The organism is Cohnella sp. GbtcB17 (assembly GCF_019091135.1).
In the GTDB taxonomy this organism is placed as follows: Bacteria; Bacillota; Bacilli; order Paenibacillales; family Paenibacillaceae; genus Cohnella.
This window is the reverse complement of sequence record NZ_JAGXJW010000166.1, coordinates 1-523: the sequence shown is the minus strand read 5'-3', so window position 1 is coordinate 523 and position 523 is coordinate 1. Positions and strand designations below refer to the sequence as shown.

At 56.4% G+C, this 523-nt stretch carries 1 rRNA gene; it reads left to right on the top strand.

The features are described from left to right. A 23S ribosomal RNA gene (locus KVT38_RS33490) occupies positions 1–523 on the top strand; the annotation flags it as partial.

Sequence of the window (523 nt, the reverse complement as noted above, 5' to 3'; positions counted from 1 at the left end):
TTGGAGCGCAAGCTTCAATGGAGGCGCCGTTGGGATACCACCCTGATCGTATCTAGGTTCTAACCTGTCACCGTGAAACCGGTGAAGGGACCGTGTCAGGCGGACAGTTTGACTGGGGCGGTCGCCTCCTAAAGCGTAACGGAGGCGCCCCAAGGTTCCCTCAGAATGGTTGGAAATCATTCGAAGAGTGCAAAGGCATAAGGGAGCTTGACTGCGAGACCTACAAGTCGAGCAGGGACGAAAGTCGGGCTTAGTGATCCGGTGGTACCGAATGGAAGGGCCATCGCTCAACGGATAAAAGCTACCCTGGGGATAACAGGCTTATCTCCCCCAAGAGTCCACATCGACGGGGAGGTTTGGCACCTCGATGTCGGCTCATCGCATCCTGGGGCTGAAGTAGGTCCCAAGGGTTGGGCTGTTCGCCCATTAAAGCGGTACGCGAGCTGGGTTCAGAACGTCGTGAGACAGTTCGGACCCTATCTGTCGCGGGCGTAGGAAATTTGAGAGGGGCTGTCCTTAGTAC